Source organism: Cutibacterium avidum 44067 (assembly GCF_000367205.1).
GTDB classification, from domain to species: domain Bacteria; phylum Actinomycetota; class Actinomycetes; order Propionibacteriales; family Propionibacteriaceae; genus Cutibacterium; species Cutibacterium avidum.
Genome location: NC_021064.1, coordinates 702,325 through 726,305, shown reverse-complemented (window position 1 = coordinate 726,305; position 23,981 = coordinate 702,325). Strand labels below are relative to the sequence as shown.

At 63.4% G+C, this 23,981-nt stretch carries 23 protein-coding genes and 1 pseudogene; 11 read left to right on the top strand and 13 right to left on the bottom strand.

Features of this window, described 5'->3' with window-relative positions; all coding sequences use genetic code 11:
- Positions 1 to 35: 35 nt before the first annotated feature.
- Positions 36 to 755: a 3-oxoacyl-ACP reductase FabG gene (fabG, locus tag PALO_RS03335; RefSeq protein ID WP_015582411.1), complete on the bottom strand. Its 720-nt coding sequence runs from the start codon at positions 753 to 755 to the stop codon at positions 36 to 38.
- A gap of 135 nt (positions 756 to 890) precedes the next feature.
- On the opposite strand from fabG, the gene PALO_RS11880 reads away from it, so the two are divergent.
- The 3 genes from PALO_RS11880 (at position 891) to PALO_RS03320 (ending at position 2,859) form a co-directional block, all read left to right on the top strand.
- The gene (locus PALO_RS11880) at positions 891 to 1,178 is read left to right on the top strand and encodes a DUF3099 domain-containing protein (protein WP_308982372.1); all 288 of its coding nucleotides are present in this window, start codon (positions 891 to 893) and stop codon (positions 1,176 to 1,178) included.
- A gap of 71 nt (positions 1,179 to 1,249) precedes the next feature.
- Positions 1,250 to 2,041, top strand: a complete 792-nt coding sequence (locus tag PALO_RS03325) for an SURF1 family cytochrome oxidase biogenesis protein (protein WP_015582410.1) — start codon at positions 1,250 to 1,252, stop codon at positions 2,039 to 2,041.
- Positions 2,042 to 2,187: 146 nt separating this feature from the next.
- The gene (locus tag PALO_RS03320) at positions 2,188 to 2,859 is read left to right on the top strand and encodes a methyltransferase domain-containing protein (RefSeq protein WP_036910514.1); all 672 of its coding nucleotides are present in this window, start codon (positions 2,188 to 2,190) and stop codon (positions 2,857 to 2,859) included.
- A gap of 22 nt (positions 2,860 to 2,881) precedes the next feature.
- Here PALO_RS03320 and PALO_RS03315 read toward each other — a convergent pair whose 3' ends face one another.
- The 3 genes from PALO_RS03315 to PALO_RS03305 all read right to left on the bottom strand — a co-directional run bounded on the left by PALO_RS03315 (position 2,882) and on the right by PALO_RS03305 (position 5,604).
- Positions 2,882 to 3,385: a helix-turn-helix domain-containing protein gene (locus tag PALO_RS03315; protein WP_015582408.1), complete on the bottom strand. Its 504-nt coding sequence runs from the start codon at positions 3,383 to 3,385 to the stop codon at positions 2,882 to 2,884.
- Positions 3,386 to 3,453: 68 nt separating this feature from the next.
- A complete protein-coding gene (locus PALO_RS03310) occupies positions 3,454 to 5,052 on the bottom strand; it encodes an ABC-F family ATP-binding cassette domain-containing protein (RefSeq protein WP_015582407.1) in 1,599 nt (532 codons plus the stop codon).
- A 54-nt stretch (positions 5,053 to 5,106) separates the two neighbouring features.
- On the bottom strand, positions 5,107 to 5,604 hold the full coding sequence (locus PALO_RS03305; RefSeq protein ID WP_171023552.1) for a GNAT family N-acetyltransferase: 498 nt from the start codon (positions 5,602 to 5,604) through the stop codon (positions 5,107 to 5,109).
- A gap of 18 nt (positions 5,605 to 5,622) precedes the next feature.
- Between PALO_RS03305 and PALO_RS03300 the strand changes: the two genes are divergently transcribed.
- The 3 genes from PALO_RS03300 (at position 5,623) to PALO_RS03290 (ending at position 9,034) form a co-directional block, all read left to right on the top strand.
- Positions 5,623 to 5,982, top strand: coding sequence for a hypothetical protein (locus PALO_RS03300; protein WP_036901342.1), 360 nt, complete (start codon positions 5,623 to 5,625; stop codon positions 5,980 to 5,982).
- Entirely contained in the window at positions 5,907 to 6,866 is a 960-nt protein-coding gene (ypfJ, locus tag PALO_RS03295) for a KPN_02809 family neutral zinc metallopeptidase (protein WP_244834304.1), read from the top strand. Before PALO_RS03300 ends, ypfJ begins: the two co-directional genes overlap by 76 nt.
- A 155-nt stretch (positions 6,867 to 7,021) precedes the next feature.
- Positions 7,022 to 9,034 carry an oxidoreductase gene (locus PALO_RS03290; protein WP_015582403.1) on the top strand — a complete coding sequence of 671 codons (2,013 nt, stop codon included), beginning with the start codon at positions 7,022 to 7,024 and terminating at the stop codon, positions 9,032 to 9,034.
- 74 nt (positions 9,035 to 9,108) lie between these two features.
- Here PALO_RS03290 and PALO_RS03285 read toward each other — a convergent pair whose 3' ends face one another.
- From PALO_RS03285 to PALO_RS12465, 9 genes and pseudogenes are all read right to left on the bottom strand, one after another.
- Entirely contained in the window at positions 9,109 to 9,465 is a 357-nt protein-coding gene (locus tag PALO_RS03285; protein WP_004808735.1) for a metal-sulfur cluster assembly factor, read from the bottom strand.
- Positions 9,465 to 9,956, bottom strand: a complete 492-nt coding sequence (gene sufU / locus PALO_RS03280) for a Fe-S cluster assembly sulfur transfer protein SufU (RefSeq protein WP_015582402.1) — start codon at positions 9,954 to 9,956, stop codon at positions 9,465 to 9,467. The genes PALO_RS03285 and sufU overlap by 1 nt, the downstream gene beginning before the upstream one ends.
- Positions 9,953 to 11,194 (bottom strand): aminotransferase class V-fold PLP-dependent enzyme, encoded by a 1,242-nt coding sequence (locus PALO_RS03275; protein ID WP_015582401.1) that lies wholly within the window; start codon positions 11,192 to 11,194, stop codon positions 9,953 to 9,955. Before PALO_RS03275 ends, sufU begins: the two co-directional genes overlap by 4 nt.
- A gap of 2 nt (positions 11,195 to 11,196) precedes the next feature.
- Entirely contained in the window at positions 11,197 to 11,964 is a 768-nt protein-coding gene (gene sufC / locus PALO_RS03270; RefSeq protein WP_004808738.1) for a Fe-S cluster assembly ATPase SufC, read from the bottom strand.
- 6 nt (positions 11,965 to 11,970) lie between these two features.
- The gene (locus PALO_RS03265) at positions 11,971 to 12,294 is read right to left on the bottom strand and encodes a non-heme iron oxygenase ferredoxin subunit (RefSeq protein ID WP_015582400.1); all 324 of its coding nucleotides are present in this window, start codon (positions 12,292 to 12,294) and stop codon (positions 11,971 to 11,973) included.
- Entirely contained in the window at positions 12,294 to 13,394 is a 1,101-nt protein-coding gene (sufD, locus tag PALO_RS03260; protein WP_036910512.1) for a Fe-S cluster assembly protein SufD, read from the bottom strand. The genes PALO_RS03265 and sufD overlap by 1 nt, the downstream gene beginning before the upstream one ends.
- Positions 13,395 to 13,553: 159 nt before the next feature.
- On the bottom strand, positions 13,554 to 15,002 hold the full coding sequence (sufB, locus tag PALO_RS03255) for a Fe-S cluster assembly protein SufB (protein ID WP_015582398.1): 1,449 nt from the start codon (positions 15,000 to 15,002) through the stop codon (positions 13,554 to 13,556).
- Positions 14,999 to 15,763, bottom strand: coding sequence for a helix-turn-helix transcriptional regulator (locus tag PALO_RS03250; protein WP_015582397.1), 765 nt, complete (start codon positions 15,761 to 15,763; stop codon positions 14,999 to 15,001). The genes sufB and PALO_RS03250 overlap by 4 nt, the downstream gene beginning before the upstream one ends.
- Positions 15,764 to 15,900: 137 nt before the next feature.
- A pseudogene (locus PALO_RS12465) lies at positions 15,901 to 16,202 on the bottom strand (hypothetical protein); the annotation flags it as partial.
- Between PALO_RS12465 and PALO_RS03245 the strand changes: the two are divergent.
- The 5 genes from PALO_RS03245 (at position 16,186) to PALO_RS03225 (ending at position 23,955) form a co-directional block, all read left to right on the top strand.
- Positions 16,186 to 17,292 (top strand): sugar ABC transporter substrate-binding protein, encoded by a 1,107-nt coding sequence (locus tag PALO_RS03245; protein WP_041710236.1) that lies wholly within the window; start codon positions 16,186 to 16,188, stop codon positions 17,290 to 17,292. The pseudogene PALO_RS12465 and the gene PALO_RS03245 sit on opposite strands and share 17 nt — an antisense overlap.
- A gap of 103 nt (positions 17,293 to 17,395) precedes the next feature.
- Complete coding sequence (locus tag PALO_RS03240) at positions 17,396 to 19,000, top strand: ABC transporter permease subunit (protein WP_015582395.1); 1,605 nt, start codon at positions 17,396 to 17,398, stop codon at positions 18,998 to 19,000.
- Positions 19,000 to 19,905 carry a sugar ABC transporter permease gene (locus PALO_RS03235; RefSeq protein ID WP_004808745.1) on the top strand — a complete coding sequence of 302 codons (906 nt, stop codon included), beginning with the start codon at positions 19,000 to 19,002 and terminating at the stop codon, positions 19,903 to 19,905. Before PALO_RS03240 ends, PALO_RS03235 begins: the two co-directional genes overlap by 1 nt.
- Positions 19,906 to 19,932: 27 nt before the next feature.
- Entirely contained in the window at positions 19,933 to 20,955 is a 1,023-nt protein-coding gene (locus tag PALO_RS03230) for a LacI family DNA-binding transcriptional regulator (RefSeq protein ID WP_015582394.1), read from the top strand.
- Between the two features lie 516 nt (positions 20,956 to 21,471).
- Positions 21,472 to 23,955, top strand: a complete 2,484-nt coding sequence (locus PALO_RS03225; RefSeq protein WP_015582393.1) for a sodium-translocating pyrophosphatase — start codon at positions 21,472 to 21,474, stop codon at positions 23,953 to 23,955.
- Positions 23,956 to 23,981: the final 26 nt, after the last annotated feature.

The window sequence follows — 23,981 nt, the reverse complement described above, 5'->3', positions numbered from 1 at the left end:
GTCCTTCCAGTCGATGGGGATGGATGTACGTGGTGTCAGTGGCCCATGCCGAGCCCGCCGTCGACGGGGATCACAGCACCAGAGATGTACCCGGCGGGGTCGGAGACGAGGAACCGGACAGCGGCGACGACATCGTCAACCGTTCCCAACCGCTTGGCCGGGATACGCTCCAGATAGTCGTCGACGACCTTCTCGGGCAGTTCGTCAGTCATGTCGGTGGAGATGAAACCGGGAGCGACGAGGTTGCAGGTGATGCCACGGGAACCGAGCTCGCGGGTTACGGACCGGGCGATACCGACCATGCCGGCCTTCGACGCGGCATAGTTGACCTGGCCAGGCGAACCGAGCAGGCCGACCACTGAGGAGGTCAGGACGATGCGCCCGAACCGGGCGCGAGTCATCGCCCTGGCGGCGCGACGAATGACGCGGTAGGTACCAGTGAGATTGGTGTCGAGAACGTCGGTGAAGTCCTCTTCCTTCATACGGGCGAGGAGTCCGTCCCGAGTGATGCCTGCGTTGGCGATGAGCACCTCAACCGGGCCGAACTCCTTCTCCACCTGGCTGAATGCTGCGTCGACAGAGTCCGCGTCGGTGACATCGCAGGCGACCGGCAGCACCCCCTCAGGTGCGGTGGCCGAGCGACTCGTGGCAGCCACTCGGTATCCCTGTGCGTGCAGATCTGCGGCGATCGCAGCACCGATACCGCGCGATCCACCTGTGACGAGGGCAACGCGGCCCGGGGTGTCTGGACTCATGGAATGAACCTATCGCAGGCCACCACCAAGAGCTCGGACGGTTCGACCTGATTGGCGTCACAGACCTAGGCTGGACGGGTGAGTGACGCTGCACGTGTTCGGTGGCACAGGGGGAACCATGACTCCCGGCACTCCATCACGTCCGCCAAGAGATCTGCCAGCCAGGACCTGGAGATGCGTCAGCGTCGCTATCTGTGGTCAATGCTGGTGCGAACCTTGTGCTTCATCGGGCTCGTCATCACCCCTAGCCCCTGGCGGTGGACCTTCCTGCTGGGGGCTGCCGTCATCCCTGCCATCGCTGTCGTCCTCGGCAATGCGGCGGACCGACGCACCACTGACACCTTGCCCTCCCAGCACGCTGAGGAAACTCGCGGGGAGCTGAACCCGGCCGTGACGATCCATGGAGAGGTCGACGAGAACTGAATCCTGGGCATGGATCGGATGCCTGAGACCTGTTGGCAGCCAACGTGGCAGGACCAACTAGGCTCGAGGACGTGAAGAAGCTGTGGGTTCGATGGGTGGCCCTGACCCTCCTGGTCATTGTGCTGGGCCTGGTCATGGTACGCCTCGGCGAATGGCAACTGCACCGACTGTCGGGCCGCCGCGAAGCCAATGAGATCATCCGTACCAACGAGAACAAGCGACCGGTCGAGTGGTCGACCCTCATGGGTCAGCACCCGGTGACCGCGCAGGAACAGTGGCGCCCGGCCACCATCACCGGCACCTTCGACACGGCTCACGAGCTTCAGGTGCGTTATCGCAGCAATGGCGATGACGAAGGGTCCGAGGTCGTCACCCCCATCGTCACCAAGGATGGTCAGCACGTTCTCATCGATCGCGGCTTCCTCAAGCGATCCTCCACCACCGGTGACAATCAGGCCTTGCCACCAGCGCCTTCTGGAACCGTGACGATCACCGGGCGGGTCAAGGGCAATGAACACGGCAAGCCCACCGCCACCGACCCGGTACGGGGCAAGGTCAGGCTCATCAACTCCGACGCCATCGGCAAGGCGCAGGGGATTACCTACGTCAACGGTTACATCACGGCCACCTCGATGGCGCCGGCCCAGAGGGGTCTGGTTCCCCTGGAACTTCCAGAACTCGATGATGGCCCGCACCTGTCCTATGCCATCCAGTGGTTCTGCTTCACCGCCATCGCGGTGATCGGTCTCTTCGTGCTCATCCGAGGTGATGTCAAGGATCGTCAGAAGCGCCGGGCCAAGGCCAACAGGATCTCGGCGCCCAAGGAGTCCGAGACTACCGAGACGAGGACGACCACCAAGTGACGCCGACCTTGTCCCTGGCCCTGCCGTGGCTGGTGTGCCCGACCTGTCAACGCCGTGGCCACGAAAGACCCATGGACCTCGATGGGAGGTCCCTGCGCTGCGAGGAAGGCCATTGTCTCGACATCGCCAAACAGGGCCATGTGACGATGACGACCTCCCCAGCCGGGGCGAACGCTGACACCTCCGCGATGCTCACGTCACGTCAGCGGGTACTTGACGCCGGTCTCTTCCACGACCTCGACGGGCGTCTCACCGAGATCCTCGCCGAACGCAGGAGCATCGTCGAGGTCGGGGCTGGAACGGGACATCATCTGGCACAGGTCCTCGAAGGTCACGCAACTGCCCACGGTCTGGCCACCGATGTCTCATCAGCAGCCATTCGCAAGGCAGCGAGAGCCCATCCTCGGATGGCAGCTGTCGTCGCCGACACCTGGGCCGGTCTACCGATCCGCACCGGGTGCATGGACGCCGTGTTGTGCGTTTTCGCGCCGCGCAACCGCGACGAGTTCAAGCGCATACTGCGTCCCGACGGCCTCCTCGTCGTCGTCACTCCCCTGCCCAAGCATCTGCACCAGTTGCGCGAGACAACCGGGATGATCGGTATCCAGCCCCACAAGCATGACGAACTCGTGGCCGGTCTGGAATCACAGTTCGAGGTCGCCGGACATGAGGAGATCAGCACCGTCGTCGGCCTCGACGGGCCGACGGCCTCAGACGTCGTCGCGATGGGGCCCAGCGCCCACCACGTCCAGGACATTCATGTGGATGCGGTGGAAGTCACCTCAGCGGTGGAGATCACCACCCTGGTCCCGCGCTGATCACGGTCGACGCGTACGACCCTCAGAACTGACGAGGCTCTGCTGCGTGTTCGACCTCGTCGAGGCGACGACGAGCCTTGCGCACCTTGCGGTCGGCCTTCTCGGCCTTGGCACGATGCTTGTTGAGGGTCGCCTTGGCCGCCTTGCGGCGGGACTTCCCGGCTCCCTTGCGACGCAGTTTGCGCAATGCCTTCTCAGCCTTGCGTGCCTTGCGGTCGGCCTTCTCCGCACGGGCCACTGCGGTCTCGACGGCCAGGCGGAGGGCCTCGACGTCGGGCTGATCATCTGCCTGTTCCTGCTGCACGGTCTCACGCTCGGCCTTGGTCTCAGGCGACGCCGGGTCCGCACCACCACGAGGACGAAACTCAACCCCAGCTTCCCGCAAGAGCTTCTGCACCAGTCCGTAGGACCGTCCGGACTCGCGTGCCAGCGACCGGATGGACGCACCTTGGTTGTATCGACCCGCCAATTCCTCGGCCATCGCCTGTCTGGCCTCTCCAACCAGTCTGGGCGCACGTGTGACCATCAACCCTCCTCGACAACGTCCTGTGCGCCCTCATGCTACGGCATGTCATGGTCGTCAGGACTGCAATATCAGGCCAGACTGATGAGCTCGGCGTAGTCAGCGCTCCACATGTCCTCAGTGCCGTCGGGCAACACAAGCACCCGATCAGGGTCGAGGGCATGGACGGCTCCCTCGTCGTGGGTGACGAGAATGATCGCCCCACCGAAGTGGCCAATGGCGTCGAGGACCTGCTCTCGGCTGGCCGGGTCAAGGTTGTTGGTCGGCTCGTCGAGCAGCAGCACATTGGCCGAGGAGACGACGAGGGTGGCCAGGGCAAGACGGGTCTTCTCGCCGCCGGAGAGCACCCCAGCCGGTTTGTGGACGTCGTCGCCAGTGAAGAGGAAGGAGCCCAGCACTTTGCGCATCTCGGTCTCGTCGAGATCAGCCGCTGCGCTGGCCATGTTCTCCAGCACAGTGCGATCCATGTCCAGCAGGTCGTGCTCCTGGGCGAAATAGCCCAGTTTGAGGCCATGCCCGGCGATGACCTCGCCGGTGTCGGGGGTCTCCTTGCCGGCCAGGATCCGAAGCAGGGTTGTCTTTCCGGCACCATTGAGCCCCAGGACGACGACCTGGGATCCCCGGTCAATGGCCAGGTCCACCCCAGTGAAGACCTCCAGGGAACCGTAGGTCTTGGTGAGGTTGCGGGCCATCAGAGGCGTCTTGCCACAGGGGGCCGGGTCGGGGAAGCGGATGGCGGCCACCTTGTCGACAGCTCTCTCTCCCTCTACCCCGGCAAGCAGCTTCTCGGCGCGCCGGGCCATCTGCTGGGCGGCAACGGCCTTCGTCGCCTTGGCATGCAGCTTGTCAGCCTGAACCTGCAGGGCAGCAGCCTTGCGCTCGGCGTTGATCCTCTCCTTGTGACGACGCTTCTCGTCAGCAGCCCGCTGCTCCAGATAGAGCTTCCACCCCATGGAGTAGATGTCGAGGGTGGCGCGGTTGGCGTCGAGGTGGAAGACCTTGTTGACGGTGGCCTCCACCAGACCGGTGTCGTGGGAGATCATGAGAACCCCGCCCGAGTAGGACTGCAGAAAGCTGCGCAGCCAGACGATGGAGTCGGCGTCCAGGTGGTTGGTCGGCTCGTCCAGGAGGAGGGTGTCTGCCCCGGAAAACAGGATGCGCGCCAGCTCGACTCGACGACGCTGACCACCAGAAAGGTTCTTGAGTGGCTGGGACAGCACGCGATCGTCAAGTCCCAGGTTCGACGCGATCCGAGCAGCCTCGGCAGAGGCTCCGTAACCGCCAGCGGCGATGAGACGGTCCTCCGCCTTGGAGTACTTGTCCATCGCGACCGCCCGCTCCTCGTCGGAGCCGTTGGCCATCTGGTGCTCCAGGGTACGCATCCGTTCGAGCATGTGGTCCAGGCCACGGGCCGAGAGGATTCGTGCTCGGGCGATGGTCTCCATGTCAGGATCGCGGGGGTCCTGAGGCAGGTAGCCGAGTTCCCCGGTACGTCTCACCGAACCTGCGGCGGGTAGCCCCTCACCCGCCAGGATGCGGGTCAGGGTCGTCTTGCCGGCACCGTTTCGACCCACCAAACCGATCTTGTCCCCAGCGGTGACCTGGAAACTCACTGGGTTGAGCAGGAGTCTGGCTCCGACTCGCACCTCCACATCCTTGACCTGCAGCACCGGCCCATCTTCCCCCGTCCTGACGCCTTGGACCAAATGGGGAGTCTGGAGGAATCAGCGTCCCAAGGTCATGGGGACGTGATCGATACCTGCCTCGTCGAAGTGCGGCCCGGTGACGACGAAACCGAAATCGCCGTACCAGTTCTCCAGGTACGACTGAGCGTGCAAGGTGATCTCCTTGTCGGCTGCGCGCGCAAGTTCAAGGGCCAGATCCATCATGCGCCGGCCAATATGGAGGCCGCGGTGGTCGTCGTCGACGACGACTCGCCCGATGACGATGTGGTCGTCGTCAAGGATGCGCAGGGTTCCAACTGGATGCCCATCGACCGAGGCCCACACCAGGACCGTGGTGGGTTCGAGTTCTCGTCCGTCCAGGTCCGGCTCAGTGCACTGTTGCTCCCCGTTGAACACTGCGCTGCGCAGCCACAGACATTCGTAGAGGGTGGTGGCGTCCATCCGCGTGGCGTGATCGTGATGAAGGGTGACAACGCCTTTTCCAGGGTCTTTCCGGGCGACGTTGGGTTCATTTCCCCGCGCGAAAGGAGACATCATGCCCCACATCTTGACAGAATGTCAGACATGAGTACGCCACGCCGAGCAGCACCAGAGGATGACGACGACCTTGAGGACGTCGTCCGTTCATGGCGCCGGTACCTGATTCTCGTCATCTGCGGTGTTGTCGTCGCCGTGCTTGGATTGGGGATATTCGGATATCTCGCGTGGTGGTCCCTCTGCGACCAGGCCGCCGACGTGTGCCAGCGTGGTGAACCCGTCACCTACTGGTGCTCGGTGGTCGCCCTGGGCGTTCTTGGCCTCATCATTGGCGTCCTGACGCAGATCTGGTTGGAGAAACGGTGGTGGCACCTGTTGGCCATCGTCATTCCAGCCGTGCTGGTCGTCGCTGGCGTCATCTGCTGGTTCGCCGTCTGAAACGGGGCGTCATGGATTTCAAGGACGACGCAGGTATTGATCCCGGTTCCATCGGCTCCCCCAGTGGCGGTGGCGGCGGTGGACGTGTCGCCATCGGAGGAGGTGCCGGGGTCGTCGTCCTTCTCATTGCGGTTTTGCTGGGCGTCAATCCTGGCGATCTGCTCGGTCAGAACGATCAATCACAAACCGTCCCGGCCAACTCGACGGCCGCGGTGTCGCACTGCCGCAGCGGAGCCGACGTCAAAAGGGACCCCAACTGCCGCTGGGCGGCCTACGCCACCAGCATCAACGAGTACTGGGAAACCCAGATCGAGGGCTACACCAAGGCCAAAACGACTCCGTTCAGCCGTTCGGCGCGCACCGGGTGTGGTCACGCCGACGCCCAGACTGGGCCCTTCTACTGCCCGCCGGACAAGATGGTCTACCTTGACACGAACTTCCTCGACACCTTGTTGCAGCAGCTTGGTACTCAGTCCTCCACCGCTGCCGAGGCCTACATCATGGCCCACGAGTACGGTCATCACGCCCAGGACCTGCTGGGGACATTGTCCGAGGCTCACGCATCGGGTAACCAGACCGGCCCGAAGTCGGCGTCAGTACGCCTGGAGTTGCAGGCCGACTGCTATGCCGGCACCTATCTCAAGTGGACCTCGAAGAACAAGGCCGACGTCATCGACAATGTCACCCGTGACGACCTGGCCAAGGTCGTCGAGGCCGCTCGAGCAGTCGGTGATGACCACATCCAGCGTCAGTACGGTGGCGGCGTGCAGCCCGACAAGTGGACCCACGGCTCGTCGGGGATGCGAGTCCACTGGGCCCAGCGCGGCTTCGACACCGGCGACCCGGCCCAGTGCGACACCTTCTCCACCAATGACCTGGGGTGACGTGTGAGCCGTCGGCTCACACGACCTGACCTACAGCCCCCGACGCGGCGTCTGAATGGATTCAGACGCCGCGTTCGCATCCAGCGAATACAATAGGGACGCACACGGCATCCAATTCAGTGCGTCATCGATGACGCCGGCCGGGGGAGGTTGTTGTGAGCGAGATCCATCGAATTCTGTTCGAGCCGACGACCATCGGCTCCATCCACGTCAAGAACCGCTACGCCATGGGCCCGATGGGCCCACTGGGCATGTCCACCGCTGAGGGCGGCTGGAACCAACGAGGAATCGACTACTACGTCCGGCGAGCTGCCGGCGGTATCGGCCTCATCATCACCGGCGTCTGCCAGGTGACGAACCCGATCGAACACCTGCCCAGCGGCACGTTGCCCAATCCGACACTGTCTCCTGCCTGCTTCCTGCGGACATCACGGGAGATGACGGAACGGGTCCACGCCCATGACTCCCGCATCGTCCTGCAGGTCGGCGCCGGGTTCGGACGAGTCATCATGCCTGTCGTGCTGCGTCCCGGTGAGAAGCCGGCCGCCCCGTCGGAAATCCCCTACATGTGGAATCCGAGGATCACCTGCCGCGAGATCACCAAGGACGAGATCCACCAGATCGTCGCCCAGTTCCGGATCGCCGCGAAGGTTGCCTATGAAGCTGGCTTCGACGGCATCCAGGTGCATGCCTGCCATGAGGGCTACCTCATTGACCAGTTCGCCATCGAGAGGTTCAACCACCGCACCGACGAATACGGCGGCTCGCTGGAGAACCGATTGAGGTTCCCGCGCGAGATCGTCGAGGCCATCCACGAGCCGGTCGGGGACGATTTCCCGGTCCAGATCCGCTTCTCGCCGAAGTCCATGATGAAGGACTGGAACGTCGGTGCCCTTCCCGACGAGGAGTTCGAGGAAGTCGGTCGTGACATGCCTGAGGGCATCGAGGCCGCTCGCCTGCTGCACTCCTATGGATACGAGGCCCTCGACATCGACGTCGGCTGCTACGACGCCTGGTTCTGGAACCATCCGCCGATGTACCAGGAGAAGGGGCTCTACCTGCCCTATGCCTCTGAACTCAAGGAGGCTCTGCCGGACATCCCGCTCATCGTCGCAGGGCGGATGGACGATCCTGACCTTGCCGCCAATGCGGTCTCCGACGGGATCGTCGACATGGTGTCCTTGGCCCGACCAACCCTGGCGGACCCGGACATCGTCATCAAGTTGCAGACCGACCATCCGGAACGAGTACGTCCCTGCATCTCCTGCCAGGAGGGCTGCATCGGTCGTATCGGCAAGTTCACCGTGCTGAACTGCTCGGTGAACCCGGAGGCCGGACGCGAGGCCGACACCCATCTGCATCCGGTGTTGCCGCACCACGCCAAGAGGGTGCTCATCATCGGTGCTGGTCTGGCGGGCATGGAGGCAGCGCGAGTCCTCAGCGAACGCGGACATGAGGCCGTCATCGTCGAGGCCAGCGACCACATCGGCGGTGTCGTACTCGCTGGTGGCCAACCCTCCTTCAAGGAGGACGACCTGGCCCTGCTCGACTGGTACCGAACGACCCTGGAGGAGCTGGGCGTGGAGATCCGTCTCAACACCTCGGCAACCGCCGACCTCATCGCGTCCTTCCGGGCCGATCACATCATCCTGGCCACCGGGTCGACACCACGTCGACTCGATCTGGGTGATGACACCACGGTCGTCGACGCCACCGACGCCCTGCTCCATCGTGACTCACTGGGTAAGAGGATCGTCATCATCGGCGGCGGCCTGACGGGTTGCGAGCTGGCTCTGGCAATGCGGGAAGCCGAGGCCGAGGTGACGATCGTCGAGGCCGAACCCGACATTCTCACCCGAAATGCCCCGCTGTGCGCTGCCAATGAGGACATGCTGCGTCGCCTGGTTCCCTTCCGTGGGATCGAGGTGATGGCTGATGCCAAGGCCCTGCACACCACGCCGAAGGGGCTCATGGTCGAGGTCAACGGCCACGAGAAGGAACTGCCCGCCGACTCGGTCGTCGCCGCCATCGGCTACCTGCCCGAGCAGGACCTGCGTGGCGCCGTCGAGGCGACCGGATTGCCGTTCAACATCATCGGGGACGCCCGCAAGCCTGCCAATATCATGTACGCGATCTGGGACGCCTACGAGGTGGCCTCCAGTATTTGAGTGCCCGGGGAGGGGCTGGGTCTTCCCCGGCCCCTCCCGTCAGTCCCTGCGGGCACAGGGGCGTGACGACAGACTCAGACGTTGAAGCCGATCGCCTGGAGCTGCGCCCGGCCATCATCGGTGATGCGCTCCAGACCCCACGGCGGCAGCCACACCCAGTTGATCGTCGCGGACTTGACGATCCCCTCCAGCACCGTCTGGGTGTCGTACTCCAGCCGATCCGTCAGCGGGCAGGTGGGGCTGGTCAGCGTCATGTCGATGGTGACATTGCCCTCGTCGTCGATGTTGACCCCGTAGACGAGGCCGAGGTCAACGACGTTGACCATGAGTTCGGGGTCGATGACGTCCTTCATCGCCTCAATGACGTCGTCGACGGTCGGCATGGCCGTCAGCGTCACTTCCTGGGCGGGCACGGCGTTGTCATCGCTCATCAGCCCTCCTCCTTCGTCTCGTTCTTCTCAGCGATCGCGTCGGCAGTGGCCGGAGCCTTCTCGGTCGCCTTGAGCAGACCGTCCTCCAGTGCTGACCAGCCGAGCATCGCGCACTTGACTCGCGCCATGAGCTTGGCGACTCCCTCGAAGGCAATGGCGTCCTCGTAGGTGTCCTCGTCGAGCTCGATGGTGCCGCGAGAGCGCATCATCTCCTGGAAGCCGCGGTAGAGCTCCTGGGCCTCGTCGATGGTCTTGCCGATGACGAGATCGGTCATGACCGAGGTCGACGCCTGGGAGATGGAGCACCCCACCGCGTCATAGGACACGTCGGAGATGACGTCGCCATCCAGGTGAACCCGCAGCAGCAACTCGTCGCCACAGGACGGGTTGACCTGGGTCACCTCGGCGTCGTAGTCCTCGCGCAGACCACTGTGGTGCTTCTCCCGGTAGTGATCCAGGATGATCTGCTGATACATCTCCTCGACGTTCATGCGACACCTCCGGCAAAGAAGCTCCGAGCGTACTCGACGGACTCGACGAGCCGATCCACCTCGTCCGCGGTGGAATACAGGTATGACGACGCACGAAGGGACGACTGTATTCCCAGCCACTCGTGCAACGGCCTGGCACAGTGGTGGCCACCGCGCACCGCGACCCCGTGACCGTCCATGAGGCTCATGGCGTCGTGCGGATGTACTCCCTCGATGGTGAAGGACACCGTGCCGGTACGGGCGGTGGCGTCGATCGGTCCGAGGATGTGCACCCCCTTGACGGTCTGCAGACCCTCGAGCATCCGGGCAGCGAGCTCGTGCTCGTGCTCGGCAATGGCCTCCATCCCGATGCCATCCAGATAGTCAGCGGCCACGCCGAGGGCGGCGAGCTGAGCGATCGGCGGGGTGCCGGCCTCGAAACGATGCGGGGGCTCGGCGTAGGTCGATCCCTCCATGCGCACGACCTCGATCATCTCGCCACCGCCGAGGAAGGGCGGGAGCTCGGCGAGTAGGTCGTAGCGCCCCCAGAGAATGCCAATACCGGTCGGGCCGCACATCTTGTGGCCGGTGAAGGCCACCAGGTCAGCTCCCAGGGCCGACACATCAACAGGCATCTGTGGGACGGCCTGGGATGCGTCGACCACCATGACGGCACCGACGGCATGGGCCTGCTCGGCGATCATCCCGATTGGGTTGATCGTGCCGAGCACGTTGGAGGCCAAGGTCAGGGAGACGACCTTGGTGTGCTCGTTGATGAGGCCCTCCGCCTCGGCCTTCTCGAGGTCGAGACGGCCCTCATCGGTGATGTCGAACCACCGCAGGGTGGCTCCAGTGCGCTGACACACGAGCTGCCATGGCACCAGGTTGGAGTGATGCTCCATCACCGAGATGACGACCTCGTCGCCGGGTCCGAGACGCTCACCCAAGGTGTGGGCACACAGGTTGAGAGCCTCCGAGGCGTTCGACAGGGCCACCACTTCCTCGGGACGAGACGCCCCGATGAACCGCGCGATGCGTTCACGCCCGCCCTCGTATGCCTGGGTGGACTCCAACCCGAGCTGGTGCATGGCCCGAGCAACGTTGGCGTTGTGTCGGGCGTAGTGCTCACTCAGGGCGTCGATGACGACCTGCGGTTTCTGGGAGGTGTTGGCCGAGTCGAGGTACGTCAGCGGGTACTCCCCCACCCTGGTGGACAGGATGGGGAAATCCTTCCTGATCTTCTCGACGTCGTAGCTCATGATCAGGAGTTGGCCTTGACAGCGGACACGTACTTCTCGTAGCCCTCGGCCTCGAGCTCCTCGCCCAGCTCCGGACCACCGGTGGCGGCCACCCGGCCATCGACGTAGACGTGAACCTGGGTGGGCTTAACGTAACGCAGGATTCGGGTGTAGTGGGTGATGAGCATGAGCCCGTGCTCAGGGTCGGTCATGTACCGGTTGACGGTGTTGGCGACGACCTTGAGGGCATCGATGTCCAGGCCGGAGTCGGTCTCGTCGAGGATCGCGAACCTCGGGTGAAGCAGCTCGAGCTGGGCCATCTCGGAACGCTTCTTCTCACCACCGGAGAATCCCTCGTTGACGGACCGCTCGGCGAAGTCGAGGTCGAGCTCCTGACGGGTCAGGGCCTCATTGACCTCCTTGACCCAGGTGCGCAGCTTCGGGGCCTGACCGTCGGTGGCGGTACGAGCGGTACGCAGGAAGTTGGCGACGGAGACGCCGGGCACCTCGACCGGGTACTGCATCGACAGGAACAGACCGGCGCGGGCACGCTCGTCGACGGTCATCGCCAGCAGGTCCTCACCGTCAAGGGTGACGGAACCACCGGTGACGGTGTACTTGGGGTGACCGGCCAGGGTGTAGGCCAGGGTCGACTTGCCGGAACCGTTGGGGCCCATGATGGCGTGGACCTCTCCGGAGTTGATGGTCAGGTCGACTCCCTTGAGGATCTGCTTGGGACCGGCCTCGGTCTCGACGTCGACGTGAAGGTCATTGATCTGCAGGGTTGCCATGGTGGTTCAGGACTCCTTCGTGATGGGGTTGGCGACGTCGACGAGGACGTCGTCGCCGTCGATGGTCACGGGATAGACGGGAAGCGGCTCGGTGGCCGGAAGGTTGCGGGGTTTGCCGGTGCGCAGGTCGAAGATCGACCCGTGCATGTAGCACTCGAGGCCACAGTCCTCGACGTCACCGTCAGCCATCGGCACCTGAGCATGGGTGCAGATGGCTCCGATGGCGTGGACCTCACCCTCGGTGCGTACCAGGACGATCTCGGTGCCGTCGACCTCGAACTCCTGCGGGGAATCCTCCTCGAGGGCCGAGAAACTGGTGACGACCGGCATCAGCCCTCCTCCACCGTGGTGGAGGCGCCGAGGTTTTCGACGAGCTCGGCCTCGATGCGGGCGACGAGCTCTTCGGAGATCTCTGGCACGCCGATCCTGCGGACGATGTCGGTGAAGAAGCCATGCACGACGAGACGACGGGCCTCGGCCTCCTCGACGCCACGCGACTGCAGGTAGAACAGCTGCTCGGCGTCGAAGCGTCCGGTGGAGGCGGAGTGTCCGGCGCCACGGATATTGCCGGTCTGGATCTCCAGGTTCGGCACGGCGTCGGCACGGCAGCCCTCGGTGAGGACGAGGTTCTTGTTGGACTCGTAGGTCTCAATGTCCTCGGCCACCGGACGGATGAGGACGTCACCGATCCACACCGAGTGCGCGTCCTTGCCCTGCAGACAACCACGGAAGTCCACGTGGGACTCGGTGCTGGGGGCATTGTGGTCGACGAACAGGCGGTGCTCGATGTGCTGGCCGGCATCGGCGAAGTAGGCACCGAGCTGGGTCAGGTTGCCACCGGGACCGTTGTAGGAGGCGGTCTGGGAAATGCGCACGGCCTTGCCGCCAAAGCTGGCCTGGGCAGTGCGGACGGTGGCGTCACGACCGATCTCGAAGGAGATCTGGGCACCGTGAATGGCGGTGTCGTCCCACTCCTGGACGAAGAGGACGGTCACCTGGGCACCGTCACCGACGCGGAAGGTCCAGTTCTCACCGAGACGGGCCACACCACGGTGACGAACGATGACGGTGGCCTGGGCATGGTTGCCGATCTCGACGACCACGTTGTGGTGGCAGGAGATCTCGTCGTTGTGACCATTGACGGTGATCTCGACCGGGACCTTGAGCTCGGCCTCGGCCGGGATGACCAGACGATGGTTGACGGCGTGCGGGTCGGCTGCGGCCAGAGCCGACAGACGGTCCTGCGGGGTCTCGGCCAGGCCATTCAGCTCGCTGGCGGCCAGGTCGGTGACGGTGATGCCCTCGGCCCCCCTGACGTCGACGTCGATGACGCCGGCCTCCTGGCTCGACTCGAGAGCGAGCTCGGAAAGGATCGGGGTGAAGGTCTTGATCGGAGTGAACCGCCAGATCTCCTCACGCCCGGTGGGCATGGGGTGATCGGCGACCTCCCACGACGGGGTGGGGTGCAGATGGGATTCGACGTCGTTCTCGATGGCGACGTTGTGGCCCTTTCGGGGCGCAGCGGCTGGTGCGCTCAACGCGGTGTCTCTCTTTCTGGGAAAAGTGGGGTTCGTCGGGGCGGGGCCGGATCAGCCGACCGCACCTTCCATCTGCAGCTCGATGAGCCGGTTGAGCTCCAGGGCGTACTCCATCGGCAACTCCTTGGCGATCGGCTCAATGAATCCGCGCACGATCATGGCCATGGCCTCCTCCTCGGTCAGACCACGCTGCATGAGGTAGAACAGCTGGTCCTCACTGACCTTGGAGACGGTGGCCTCGTGGGCCATGGACACCTCATCGGTACGGATGTCGTTGTAGGGGTAGGTGTCCGAGCGGGAGATGTCGTCGACCAGCAGAGCGTCACAGCGCACTGCCGAGGAGGAGTGATGGGCATCCTTGCCGACGGCGACGAGGCCGCGGTAAGCCGAGCGTCCGCCACCCTGGGAGATCGACTTGGAGACGATCGTCGAGGACGTGTACGGGGCGTTGTGGACCATCTTCGCGCCGGTGTCCTGGTGCTGTCCCTCGGCGGCGAAAGCGACCGACAGTGCCTCGCCCTTGGCGTGCGGGCCCATAAGGTAGCAGGCCGGGTACTTCATGTTGGCCTTGGAACCGATGTTGCCGTCGATCCACTCCATCGTGCCGCCCTCTTCGACGTAAGCACGCTGGGTGACGAGGTTGTACACGTTGTTCGACCAGTTCTGGATGGTCGTGTAACGGCAACGGGCGTTCTTCTTGACGATGATCTCGACGACGGCCGCGTGCAGCGAGTCCGACTTGTAGATCGGGGCGGTGCAGCCCTCGACGTAGTGCACGTAGGCACCCTCGTCGACGATGATCAGGGTCCGCTCGAACTGGCCGAGGTTCTCGGTGTTCATGCGGAAGTATGCCTGCAGCGGGATGGTGCAGTGGACGCCCTTCGGTACGTAGATGAAGGAACCACCGGACCACACGGCGGAGTTCAGCGCGGAGAACTTGTTGTCGCCGAGCGGGACGGCGCTGGCGAAGTGCTCACGGAAGAGCTCGGGCTCCTCCCTGAGGGCGGTGTCGGTGTCGAGGAACAGCACTCCCTGCTTGCCGAGCTCCTCGTTGATCTTGTGATAGACGACCTCGGACTCGTACTGGGCGGCCACACCGGCAACCAGACGATCCTTCTCGGCCTCCGGGATGCCCAGACGGTCGTAGGTGTTTTTGATGTCGGTCGGAAGGTCCTCCCAGGACTGGGCCTGACGCTCCTGAGCGCGCACGAAGTACTTGATCTGGTCGAAGTCGATCGTGCTGATGTCGACGCCCCAGGTCGGCATCGGCTTGCGCCCGAAGAGCTTGAGGGCCTTGAGACGCATGTCAAGCATCCACTGCGGCTCGTGCTTCATGGCCGAGATGCCGCGCACGACATCCTCGGACAGTCCGCGCTGAGAAGCTGCTGCGTAGGCATCGGAGTCGTGCCAGCCATATTTGTAGCCGCTGAGGGCAGCCAGGTGTTCGTCCTGGCTGGCGCCGGTGCCCGGGAGGCTTGTGGGGGTGTCAACCTGGGTCATGAGTGATCCTTTCGGATGGATGGACGCTTGGACGGCTCGGAGAGTGCCCGACGGGTGATCTCGACGTCGACGGGAATGTGGGTGGTGCACACCCCGTCACCGTGAGCGATCGTTGCCAACCGCTGGACGTGCGACCCGAGGAGTTCGGAGAACAACTGGGTCTCGACCTCGCACAGCTGCGGAAAGACCTTGGCCACCTCGGCAACCGGGCAGTTGTGCTGGCAGATCTGCTGCCCGGCACCCGCCGGCTGAGTGGTCGCCACGTACCCGTCTGCCGACAGGGCCTCGGCCAACAACTGGGCAGGAACCTCGTCGGGACATTTCTCCCGCAGGGCGCGATACCGCGACTCAATGTCATCGACTCGGGCCTTGGCCACCGCATCGAGTGCCGACGGTCCGACGGCGTCGGCAAGTTGCCGTAGAGCCGAGATCGCCAGGTCGTCATAGGCGGTGTAGTAATCAGCCCTCCCATGATCAGTGAGGAAGAAGACGCGCGAGGGACGGCCTCGCCCCCTGGCCCCGAAGATCCTCTTCTCACGGGAATCGACGAGGCCCTCATTGACGAGGGAACTGAGATGGCGGCGCACTGCCGCTGCTGTCAGACCGAGACGATCAGCCAACTCGCTGGCCGTCGACGGGCCATTGTGCAGGATGGACGACATCACACGATCCCTCGTGGAGCTGTCCATGTTCCCCTGCTTGTGCTCGCCGACGACGTCGCGACCTGCGGCGGCCATCTCGGTGTCGGTCGAATTTTTCACAACTTCATTGTTGCCTAAAGATACTCCGACGCAACTTAGGACACCCTACGTTATCCCGGGGTCACCATGAGCGGGCCGCTCCCCGCCCGCGGCAACCGCACGATCCTGTGAAAAAGGTCACAAACCCGGCCGCGCCACTGGGCAGCGATGAAAAACTTTGCAAGAATTGCAGCAGCTTGCAAGGGAATGACAACGAGATGTCCTCCCGATGCGCAACCCATGCTCGACGATGAGCGTCGAGCTGCCCCGAAAGGTGTGACCCCATGTCCAACATCAGCCGTCGCTCAATGCTTCTTGGAAGCCTCGGCGTTACCGCCGTCGGCGTCCTGTCCGCATGTGGCGCCAATGATGACTCCGCCGAGAAGTCGTCGCCCTCTGCCGCCGGCAAGTCCTCCCCTGCCGCTGCCGCCGGCTCCATCCTCGTGTGGACCGACTCCAACCGTGAGCCCGTCATTCGGAAGGTCGCCGAGCAGTTCAAGAACGACACCGGCGTCACCGTCAACCTGGCCGTCAAGGACATCGCCAAGATTCCCGACGACTTCATCACTCAGGTTCCGACCGGAAAGGGTCCGGACGCCGCCATCGCAGCCCACGACGGCACCGGCCGCATGGTCCAGAACGGTGTCGTCGCCCCGCTGGAGCTCGGTGACACCTCTGCTTACCAGGATGTCGCCATCCAGGCCTTCACCGTCAACGGCAAGATCTACGGCGTTCCATACGCCACCGAGAACATTGCCCTGGTTCGAAACACCAAGTTCGTCAAGGACGCCCCGAAGACCTTCGACGAGATGATCGAGATGGGCAAGAAGTCCGGTGCGAAGTACCCCTTCCTCGTCGGCCTTGATCCCAAGCAGGCCGATCCGTACCACCTGTACCCGTTCCAAGCTTCCTTCGGCGCCCCCGTCTTCGAACTCAAGGACAACGGCTTCGACGCCAGCAAGGTCACCATGGGCGGTGCCAACGGCGAGAAATTCGCTGCCTGGTTGGCCGAGCAGGGCAAGGCGAAGAACCTCAACCTCAACATTTCCCAGGACATCTCCAAGGACCTGTTCGGTAAGGGACAGGCTGCTTTCATCCTCACCGGGCCGTGGAGCCTCGGCGGCTTCAAGAAGGCTGGCATCAAGTACGACATCAGCGAGGTTCCCTCCGCTGGTGACCAGCCCGCCACCCCGTTCGTCGGTGTGCAGGGATTCTGGATGAGCGCCAAGACCAAGAACGCCGTCGCTACCCAGAAGTTCCTTGTCGAGTACGTCGGCAACCCGGACGTGCAGGCCGAGCTGTTCAAGGTCGGCAACCGACCGCCGGCCAACAAGCAAGCCTTCGAGAAGGCCAACGCCGACAAGGACGTCGCTGCATTCGGTACCGTCGGCCAGAAGGCCGTCCCAATGCCGAACGTCCCCGCCATGGGCTCGGTGTGGGCTGACTGGGGTGTCGCCGAGGCTCAGATCATCAGCGGCAAGGCCTCTGACTCCAAGGCCACCTGGGACAAGGCCGTCAAATCCATCAACGACAAGATCAAGAAGGGCTGATTTCAGCCTTCAGGTGGGGCGCACGAGGTCGTGCGCCCCACCCCCCACAACGCCAATGATGGCGTTTCCTCCCTGACCGCATTGAACCGGAGAACCCCACATCATGTCGTCATCGTCAACCACCGATCACGAGGCACGAGAAAAGCGTGTCGCCGCAGCCAGCGGCAAATACTCCAGGTCGCTGTGGGCCTGGATCATCAAGATCGCACTTCTGGGCGTCCTCGACGCGATCGCCATCTACGGCGTCATGACCGCCATCGCCCACGGATCGACCTTGATGGCCATCGGCGTCGGTGCCATTGCCGTCATCATCACCCTCATCTACCTGCCGCCCAACCGGATGCTGCCGGCCAAGTACCTTGCTCCGGGCATCGTCTTCATGCTCATCTTCTCGGTGGGCGTGATGGCTTACACGATCTACGTGGGTTTCACAAACTACGGTGACGGGCACAACGGCAGTCGCGACGACGCCGTCGCAGCCATCCAGCGCAACAACCAGGAACGCGTCCCCAACGCCCCGGTCTACGACTCCGCCGTTGCGGAGCAGGACGGTACGCTCGCCCTCATCGTCATCGATCCGCAGACCAAGCAGGTGCGGGCCGGCACCTCCGACCAGGCACTGGAGCCGGTAGAGGGAGCTGAACTCAACTCTCTGGGCAAGATCACATCCCTGCCTGGCTACCGCGTCCTTCCCTTCTCCGAGGTCTCCCAGCGCAGCGATGAGATTTCCAAGCTGCAAGTCCCCGTCTCCAAGGATTCGTCCGCAGGGTTCATTCGCACCACCACCGGCTCCCAGGCTTTCGAGTTCACCTCGACGATGACCTACGACAAGAAGACCGGGACGATGACCGACAAGAAGGGCACCGTCTACAAGGATGACGGTCACGGCAATTTCGTCTCGGCCTCAGGAAAAGCGTTGGAGCCCGGATGGAAGGTCACCGTCGGATTCGAGAACTTCAAGAAGGCTCTCACCGACCAGGACGTCCGCGGGCCGTTCCTACGAGTAACAGCATGGACCTTCGCCTTCGCAGTGCTGTCGGTGCTCACGACTTTCGCCCTCGGTCTGGCCCTTGCCCTGTTGTTCAACGACACGTCCATGAAGGGCCAGAAGCTCTATCGAATCCTCATGCTCCTGCCTTACGCCTTCCCAGGGTTCCTGTCCGCCTTGGTGTGGTCGGGCATGTTCAACCAGGAATTCGGCTTCATCAACCAGGTGCTGTTGGGCGGGGCGTCCATCCCGTGGTTGACGGACCCGTGGATCGCCAAGGCGGCCGTCCTCATCGTCAACCTGTGGCTGGGGTTCCCCTACATGTTCATCGTCTCGACGGGCGCTCTGCAGTCCATCCCGGGCGACATCCTGGAGGCCTCTCGAATCGACGGCGCGAGCGCTTGGCGGACCTTCACGAAGATCAAGCTGCCGCTACTCATGGTGCCGTTGGCGCCGTTGCTCATCAGCTCCTTCGCCTTCAACTTCAACAACTTCGTCCTCATCTACATGCTGACCCTCGGTGGCCCTCGCTTCACCGACACCAGCCTCGACGTCGGCGCCACCGACATCCTCATCTCGATGGTCTACAAGGTCGCCTTCTCCGGTGCCGGACGTGATTACGGTCTGGCCAGCGCCTTCTCCGTCATCATCTTCATCATCGTCGGCGTGATCTCCTGGCTCGGATTCCGCCAGACCAAGGCCCTCGAGGAGGTCAACTGATGAGCACCGAAACAGTGTCCTCTGCCATCAAGGAAGCCAACCGTCGCACCCCGTTTTCCAAGCGGTTCAAGTCTCAGTGGTGGCGTCACCTCCTGGGCATCATCGCCGTCGTCTTCGCAGCCTTCCCACTGGTCTACGTCCTCTCGGCATCCCTGTCGCCATCTGGCACCCTGACGGGATCCAACCAACTGTTCTCGAAGGTGGACTTTTCGAACTACACCAAGCTGATGAGCGATCCGGTGCGTCCATACGGCCAGTGGTACCTCAACACCATCATCATCGCCGCGCTCACCGCGATCTTCACCGTCTTCCTGGGAGCGCTGGCTGCCTACAGCTTCTCCCGTATGCGATTCAAGGGACGTCGCGGCGGCCTGCTGGCCCTCATGCTGGTGCAGATGTTCCCCCAGCTCCTGACGGTGGTCGCCATCTTCCTGCTGCTGACGTGGCTCGGTGACGTCTACCCCGCCCTGGGGATCGGATCCCGGTTGGCCCTCATCATGGTCTACCTGGGCGGAGCCCTGGGAGCGAACACCTACCTCATGTACGGCTTCTTCAACACCGTACCCCAATCCCTCGACGAGGCTGCCAGGGTGGACGGCGCCGGCCACGCCCGCATCTTCTTCACCCTCATCCTGCCGCTGGTGGCCCCAATCCTGGCGGTCGTCGGTCTACTGAGTTTCATCGGCTCTTTCACCGAGTACGTGGTGGCATCAGTCATCCTCGGAGCTGACCCGCGCACCTCGACCTTGGCCATCGGCCTGTACCAGTACGTGTCCACCGAGACCAGCTCCAACTGGGGAGTCTTCGCGGCCGGCGCCGTGCTCGCCGCCCTTCCCCCGATGGTGCTGTTCCTCTGGCTGCAGAAGTACATCGTCTCCGGCCTGACCGGCGGCGCGGTGAAGTGACGTGACACACTGCCGGGAGGAGGAGAGATGAACGGACCAACCCTTGCGGAGATCGCTGACCAGGCAGGTGTCAGTCAAGCCACCGTCTCCCGGGTCCTCAATGACAAGCCCGGGGTCTCGGACTCCACCCGACAGTGCGTACTCACCGCCCTCGACGTCCTGGGTTACCAGCGGCCCATGCATCTCAAACCCGTGACGGCCGGTCTCGTCGGGCTCATCGTCCCGGAGCTGACCAACCCCATATTCGCCAGCCACGCCCAGGCAATCGAGACCCTGCTGGCCAAGGAAGGGTATGCAACTGCGGTGTGTACCCAGGCCCCCGGCGGCATGCGCGAGGACGACTACATCCGGGTGCTGAGGTCTCGTCAGGTCTCCGGAATCGTCGTCATCTCCGGATCTCACGCCGACACCACGGCAGACATGGCGATCTACCGGGAACTGGTCGACGTCGGGCTGCCCTTGGTGCTTGTCAATGGATATGCCCCCGACATCGCTACCCCGCAGATCAGTGACGACGACATGTCAGCCATGGATCAAGCGGTCGCCCACCTCGTCGCTCTGGGCCATGAGCACATCGGCCTCGCGGTGGGTCCGCGACGTTACGTCCCGGTGCAGCGCAAGGAGCAAGGCATACGCGCAGCCATGGCTCGTCGTCTCGCGGGGCGTGGCAAGGTGACCGTCAGCAACACCGTCTTCTCCGTCGATGGCGGGGCTCGCGCCGCGGTCAACCTGCTCGATCAAGGGGTCAGTGCCATCATCTGCGGCTCCGACCTCATGGCCCTGGGAGCGATCCGCGCCGCCCGCGCCCAGGGGTTGACGGTCCCGCACGACGTCTCGGTGATCGGTAGCGATGACTCGGCGCTGATGCGGTACACCAATCCTCCACTGACCAGCCTGCGTCAGGATGTCGGGCTCATCTCGACGATGGCCGTGCAGTCCCTCATGGGTCTGATACGCGGTGATGCCACTTTCCTCGGAGAGAGACTGGTGCGTCCCGAACTGGTGAAGCGCGGTACGACGGGCCCGATCCGGCTCGCGCCGGCAGCCTGAGACTCGTCGACGGGCTCACGAGTCGGCGCCGAACCAACCGACGATGTCGCAAGTCCGCCGTTGCGGAGTGGCAGCCGGGTGCGACGGTGCGACCCTGCGACCTCCGGCACAGTCCATCAACCTTCACCTCGATGTGCTTCTCGGCCTTGGCGTGGTGCATCCGCACAACCGGCGTGCTCCTGCCCCGACGACGTCGTCGCATTACGCATCTCGCGATATCCGCACAGATCATCGACGTCCGATCTGTCGTCGTGAGGAGCCTCGGGGGGACATGCCCTGAGCACCCATCGAGGATGCTGTTTTCGGCGCCGTCTCGCCCGGGCATGCCGAGCCGCGCTGTACCCGTGAGCGATACTTGCCCGGCGCGGTGACATTCTGCACATCTGGGACCCCGAGTGCTGACAATGCCGTGAACAAGTCATACGGTTAGAAACAAGGCCTGCACTGACGCAGGTGCACGAGAGTTCTCAGGGAAGAGACAGGATCGTGAACACGATTGACAAGGGGTCCTCCCCCATGAAGCGGCTATTTGGCTGCACACTACCCGTACTTCTCACGACCCTCGCTCTAGCCGGATGCGGCTCCAGCGGGGAGGCCAAGGAAGGAGGTGGCGGTGAGGCCAATCTGAAACTGCCCCCTCTCAATGAGCAAGTCGGAAACGTCTCCGGAACGGCACTGCTGTGGATCGGACTGGTGATCTGCCTGTTCGGTCTGGTGTTCGGTCTGGTGACGTACTCCAAACTGCAGAAATTGCCCGTCCACGAGGCGATGCACGAAGTTTCCGAGCTCATCTACGAAACTTGTAAGACCTACCTCAAGCAGCAGGCCAAGTTCCTCATGCTGCTGTGGGCGTTCATCGCGGCGGTCATCGTCGTGTACTTCCTCCTCCTGGAGCACATGGGCGCCAAGGTGCTCATCATCCTGCTGTTCAGCCTCGTCGGCATGGCGGGGTCGTTCGGAGTCGCCTGGTACGGCATTCGCGTCAACACCTTCGCCAACTCCCGTACCGCCCACGCCTCCCTGCGTGGCTCGCCCTGGGAGACCTTCGACATCCCGATGCGCTCCGGCATGAGCATCGGCATGGTCCTCATCAGCGTCGAGCTGACCCTCATGCTCTTCATCATGCTGGTGCTGCCCGGTGATCTCGCTGGTCCGTGCTTCATCGGATTCGCCATCGGCGAGTCCCTCGGCGCGGCCTGCCTGCGTATCGCTGGCGGTATTTTCACCAAGATCGCCGACGTCGGCGCCGACCTCATGAAGATCGCCTTCCACATCAAGGAGGACGACGCCCGTAACCCCGGCGTCATTGCTGACTGCACCGGTGACAACGCGGGTGACTCGGTTGGCCCCTCCGCTGACGGATTCGAGACCTACGGCGTCACCGGCGTCGCCCTCATCACCTTCGTACTGGGAGCCGTCCCGGACCAGACCGAGCAAGTTCAGTTGCTGGTGTGGATCTTCGTGGTTCGCGTCGTCATGCTGATTGCCTCCTTCGTGTCGTACCTCATCAACAACGCGGTCGCCAAGGCGCGTTACGGCAAGGTCACCGAGATGGACTTCGAGAAGCCGCTGAGCTCCTTGGTCTGGATCACCTCGGTCATGTCGATCCTGCTGACCGTCATCACCACTTGGTGGATGCTCGGCTCGATGGGCGACGGGACGATGTGGTGGAAGTTGTCCATCATTATTTCCTGCGGCACCCTGGCCGGCGCCCTCATCCCAGAGCTCGTCAAGGCCTTCACCTCGACGAATTCCCGTCACGTGCGTGAGGTCGTCACGAGTGCGCGCGAAGGCGGCGCCTCCCTGGACATCCTGTCCGGTCTGGTTGCCGGTAACTTCTCCGGATTCTGGCTGGGCATCATCATCGTCGCTCTCATGGGTGTCTCCTTCCTCGTCTCCGGCACCGGATCCGGTCTGGGCGACATGGGAGCCATGAGCGAGGTCAAGTGGGCTGTCTTCGCCTTCGGCTTGGTGGCCTTCGGCTTCCTTGGCATGGGCGCGGTGACGATCGCCGTCGACTCCTACGGCCCGGTCACTGACAACGCCCAGAGCGTCTACGAGTTGTCGACCATCGAGGAGATCCCGAACGTCTCCGAGGACATCGAGAAGCAGTACGGATTCACCCCCAGGTGGGATGTCGCCAAGCACATCTTGGAGGCTCAGGACGGCGCTGGTAACACCTTCAAGGCCACGGCCAAGCCGGTTCTCATCGGTACCGCCGTCGTTGGCGCCACCACGATGATCTTCTCGATCATCATGATGCTGACCGACGGTCTGTCGAATGCTGCTGAGGTCAACAAGCTCGGTCTGACCCACGCTCCGTTCCTGCTCGGCATGATCGCCGGCGGTGCCATCATCTACTGGTTCTCCGGAGCCTCGATGCAGGCCGTGACGACCGGCGCCTACCGAGCCGCTGAATTCATCAAGAACAACATGCAACTCGATGAGAACGCCACGAAGGCCTCCACCGAGGATTCCAAGAAGGTCGTCCAGATCTGCACCGAGTACGCCCAGAAGGGCATGCTCAACATCTTCCTGGGCGTATTCTTCGCAGCCTTGGGATTCGCCTTCGTCGATCCGTACTTCTTCATCGGGTATCTGATCTCGATCGCTATCTTCGGCCTGTACCAAGCCATCTTCATGGCCAACGCAGGCGGTGCTTGGGACAACGCGAAGAAGATCGTCGAGGTTGACCTGGACGCCAAGGGCACCGAGTTGCATGATGCCTCCGTGGTTGGTGACACCGTCGGTGACCCGTTCAAGGACACCTCCTCGGTGGCCCTGAACCCGGTCATCAAGTTCACAACCCTTTTCGGTCTGCTGGCCGTCGAGCTGGCAGTGTCGATCGGTGCCGGACCGCTCACCTACATCCTCGCTGCGGTGTTCTTCCTCGTCGCCTGCTTCTTCGTCTACCGCTCCTTCTACGGCATGCGGATTGACTCAGCTGGCGGCAACGACGAGTACGGCGCCGTCGCCAAGGAGGCTGGCAGCGGGCTGTGACTGGTGGAAGGGTTCTACACTGGCCG